The 4,261-nt window shown below is 75.9% G+C and carries 4 protein-coding genes; 1 reads left to right on the top strand and 3 read right to left on the bottom strand.

Annotated elements, in window-relative coordinates:
• The first annotated feature begins 102 nt into the window (after window positions 1–102).
• Window positions 103–954, top strand: coding sequence for a class I SAM-dependent methyltransferase (locus VIU94_RS34540; RefSeq protein ID WP_331917739.1), 852 nt, complete (start codon window positions 103–105; stop codon window positions 952–954).
• Here VIU94_RS34540 and VIU94_RS34535 read toward each other — a convergent pair.
• The 3 genes from VIU94_RS34535 to VIU94_RS34525 form a co-directional block, all read right to left on the bottom strand.
• Window positions 951–2,468: a protein kinase domain-containing protein gene (locus tag VIU94_RS34535; RefSeq protein WP_331917737.1), complete on the bottom strand. Its 1,518-nt coding sequence runs from the start codon at window positions 2,466–2,468 to the stop codon at window positions 951–953. The genes VIU94_RS34540 and VIU94_RS34535 overlap by 4 nt on opposite strands.
• Window positions 2,465–3,085, bottom strand: a complete 621-nt coding sequence (locus tag VIU94_RS34530; RefSeq protein ID WP_331917735.1) for a hypothetical protein — start codon at window positions 3,083–3,085, stop codon at window positions 2,465–2,467. Before VIU94_RS34530 ends, VIU94_RS34535 begins: the two co-directional genes overlap by 4 nt.
• 94 nt (window positions 3,086–3,179) lie before the next feature.
• The coding region (locus VIU94_RS34525) for a restriction endonuclease subunit S domain-containing protein (protein ID WP_524540658.1) at window positions 3,180–4,261 on the bottom strand (1,082 nt) is incomplete at its 5' end.

The following is a 4,261-nucleotide window of genomic DNA, read 5'->3' as shown; positions in this document are numbered from 1 at the left end:
CCGTGCGACGCGCGCCGCGCCGCCCAAGGGACACCAGAGGTTCACCCGAAGGGCACCGTGTCGTCGCCCCCGCGCCCCGGCCCGCGGCGTACCTTGCCCGCCATGCCCTCCCTTCTGAGCAACCGGCTCGCACAGCGGGTGCTGCGCCCGGCGTTCTCGCTGGTCGAGCAGCGGATGGAACGCGTCACCACGGCCTTCCAGACCGACCTCGACGCGCTCCACCACGAAGTCGCCGACCTGCGCCGCCGGCAGTACGGGCTGTCGCTCCTGCTCGACCGCGCGGGCCGCGACGGCGACCGGATGCCGACGGCCACGCAGATCGACACCCTGGTCCGCGAGGTCGCCGCCGTCACCGGGCGCGACGCCGAGCACGCCCGCCGCGAGGTGACCGTCGCGTACCGCCATCTCGTCGCCGTCGAGGCGCTCGGCACCGGCGGGCTCGCCGGCACCCTGTCCGACGTGTGCGGGCGGCTCGCCGCGATCCCGCTGCTCGCCCCGCCGAACGGCGAGGTGCTCGAAATCGGCACCCGGCACGGCCTGTTCGCCGCCGCGCTGCAGCGGATGCTGCACCGCGGCGGGGTCGAGGCCCGGCTGACCGTCGTCGACCCGCTGGCCGACGCGCCCACCCGCGCCGAGCTGATCCGCGGCAACCTCTCGCTCGGCGGCTCCGCCGCCGGGGACCACGCCGCCCGCCTGGTACGCGGCGACTTCACCGACCCGGAGGTACGGGCCGGCCTCGCCGACCGTCAGTACGGCGTGATCGTCGTCGACTCCCCGCAGGACGCGGCCCCCTACGACCTGGAGCAGGCCGCCGCCCTGGCCGCCCCCGGCGCCCTCGTCCTCGTCGCCACGACGGACCGCACCCGCGCGGACTCCCTCCGCTCGGCGGGCGAGATCGCCCAGACGCGCTACCTGCGCGCCGAGGCCCCCGCCCCCTCTCCCGCCCTCTCCTAGCCACCCATCTGCTGCTGGCGGTCCAGCGCCCGGCGCAGGTCCGTCGCCAGCGGGTGGTACGGGCCGTACTGCCGCTCCGCGTCGAACAGCAGGGTCTGCATGTGCTGTCGGGCGGCCGCGTGGTCGCCCATGGCGAGCAGCAGTTGACCGATGCGGTGCCGGATGTCGAAGGCCCGGGCCGGGTCCGGCGTGCCGGTCTCGTAGTACGGGAGGACCACGCGGTACTCGGCGAGCGCGGCCGCGGTCTCGCCGAGCTGTTCCAGGCACTGGGCGGCGTCGTAGCGGAACTGCAGGGTCTGCGGGTCGGCCGGACCCGCCTCGGCAGCGCGGTCGTCGGCGAGCCGGCGCAGTTCGGGCAGGGCGCGGCGGTACTGGCCGTCGTCCATCAGGGTCGTCGCGTACTGCTTGCGCAGGATGCGCACGACCGGGGAGTGCTCGCCGTGCTCGGCCGCCGCGGCCGGCAGGATCCCGCCGAGGATGTCGACGGCCTGCGTGATGCTGCCCTCGCCGAGCAGCCGCTTGACCTCGTCGACAGCGGCGGCCACGTCGGGCCGGGCGACCGTGGGCGGGGCGGTCGGCGGCAGGGGCGCACCGGCCGGGGTGGCGGCCCGGTCGGGCCAGGGGGCGTGCGGGCGCAGGAAGGGGCGGGTCGGGTCGAGCGGGCCTGTCGGCACGCCGCGCGCGGGCAGCAGCGGGACGAGGTGCTCGTACACCTCCTGGGCGCCGGACGGCCGGTGCCGGGGGTCCTTGGCGAGCAACCTGAGGACGAGGGCCTCCAGCGGTTCGGGGACCTCGGGGCGGATCTGGCGGACCGGCAGCGGCGGCTCGTAGAGGTGCCGGTGCAGCACGCCGAGGGCGGTGGAGCCGGCGAACGGCACGTTGCCGCTGAGGAGTTCGTGCAGCAGCGCGCCGAGCGCGTACAGGTCGGTGGCCGGGCCGACCGCGCCGCCCATCGCCTGTTCGGGGGCCATGTACGCGGGGCTGCCGATCGGCGAGCCGGTGTGCGTGAGGCGGGTGGTGTCGGTGTCCAGGACGGACGCGACGCCGAGGTCGAGGACGGTGACCGTGCCGTCCGGCTTGACCATCACGTTCCGCGGCTTGAGGTCGCGGTGGACGATCGGCACGGCGTGCACGGCGGCGAGCACCGCGCACAGCTGCGCGGCGACGCTGACGGCCCACTGCCAGGGGTATGGGTCGTGCTCGGCGAGGTGGTCGGCGAGGTCCGCGCCCTCGACATACTGCATGACGAGGTACAGGTCGTCCGCGTCGCTGCCCGCGTCGTGGACGGTGACCAGGCCGGGGTGGTCGACCTGGGCGGTGACGCGGCACTCGCGGACGAATCTGCGGCGGATCTCGTTTGCGGTGGTGGCGGCGGCCATGTGGTCGGGGCGGAGCAGCTTGACGGCCACGCGCCGGTCGAGGCGTCCGTCGTACGCCGTCCAGACCTGGCCCATGCCGCCCTGGCCGATGAGCCCCGCCAGCTCGTAACGGCCGCCGATGACGCGGCCGTTCATCTGCCGCCGTCCCGCGGGTCGCGCGGGTCCCGCGGCTCCTTGCGGAGCAGGTCGCTGAGCTCGTCGAGCTCGGCGCGGACCTGGTCGATGCGCGGCTGGGGCTGTCCGGCCGGCGGCTGCGTCTGCGTCTGCGGGATCGGCTGCGGCCGCGGTGTCGCGTACGGCTGCGGCGTCGGGTACGGCTGCGGGACGCCCGGCGAGGGCGCCGTGACGGCGGTGGGCGGGTAGCCGTATCCGCCGGTGACCGGCGGCGGCACGACCGGCGCGGGCCCGAAGCCACGCGCGTAGTGCTGGATCTCGGCGACGAGGTAGTACGAGACGGAGCCGAGGACCAGCGCCATCATCGCGCCGACGCCGAGGAACGACTCCAGGTCGCTCGCCTTCTCCTCGGCCGTGACGACGATGAAGGTGAGAAGCGCGGTGTCGGCGGCGAGGAAGACCCCGAACAGCGCCCAGTCCAGCTTCTTGCGCGTCACGCACGCGAGCCGCAGCAGCGGGGCCCATGCCAAGAAGCCGCAGGTGAGCAGCGGGAGCGCGACGAACAGCACGCGCAGTCCGATCAGCAACCCCTGCCCGGGGCGCTGCTGCTGCGGCGGCGGGTAGCCGTGGCCGTACATTCCTGCTCCTGGCGGACGAGTCGGTTGCGAAGTCGAGCGTATACACCGACACCGACAACGGCCCCTGGGTTGTACGGAACCGTTGTCGAACCGATCACGGTCTCACGGTGCCGTCCGTCAGCCCGTCGTACAGGCCCTGGACGAGCCGCTCCCCGAGCCGGCCGGCCAGCCGCATCGCGTCCTCGAACTCGGCGAGCGCGCGGAACCGCTCCCCGTAGCGCTGCTGCTCCGCGAGGGGCAGCCGGGGCAGTTGGAGGCGGCGGACGTCGAGCCGGGTGGCGGTCGAGGCGTAGCTGCTGGCCTGGCGGTTGTTGGCGGTGCCGCGCAGGAAGCCGGCGAGGAACCAGGGGTCGAGGGCGGCCGGGTCGGGGCGCAGCAGCTGGAGGTTGCGGCCGAGGGCGGCGCCGGCGGTGGCCTCGTCGACGACCCGGGCGACCGCGCCGCCGCCGATGATGGGCACGACGATGTCGCCGGGGGCGACGAGTACTGGCTCCTCGGCCGGGCCGTCGGGCAGGGCGCCGGAGGGGGCCTGGCCGGCGAGGACGTCGTGGTCGGTGAGGACCCGGCCGGAGCCCGCGCCCGCGCCGCCGGCGCGCAGCTCCAGGGCTCCGGTGCGGGCGAGTTCGGCGACGGTGACGACGGGCAGCCGGGCGGGGACGGCGTCGGCGCGGCCCGCGGGGTGGTCGGCGGGCGGCGTGAGCGCGGCGGTGCGGCGCAGGGTCTCGGTCAGCCGCTCGCGGACGCCCGCGAGTTCGGCCGCGCCTGCGGCGGCCGCCGGGGGCGGCAGGTGGCGGGCGGGGGTGAGGTCGACGTCGTCGTCGAGGAGTGCGATGACGGGGACGCTGCGGCTGGCCCCGGGGGTCTCCTCGACCGTGCCGTTCTTCTCGAAGGGCAGCCAGGCGTCGAGGACGGCGGTGTGCACGGCCTGCCAGTCGAGCTTGTCGCGGCCGGAGCCGGAACCGCCCGCGCCGCCGCCGGCCGGCGCGGCGGCCTGGTCGGCGGTGTCGACGAGCAGCAGCTCCGGGGAGGCGGGGACGCCGGGGGAGGGCTTGCGCAGCACCCAGAGGTGGAGCGGGATGCCGTACGGCGGGGCGGCGCCGGCCGGCAGGGCGACGACGGCGCGCAGCGCGCCCTTGCGCAGCAGGTCGGCGCGGATGCGGCGGCCGGAGCGGCGGG

The sequence above is a fragment of the Streptomyces sp. genome (genome assembly GCF_036566765.1).
Lineage (GTDB): Bacteria > Actinomycetota > Actinomycetes > Streptomycetales > Streptomycetaceae > Streptomyces.
This window is presented reverse-complemented; position numbering and strand designations above follow the sequence as displayed.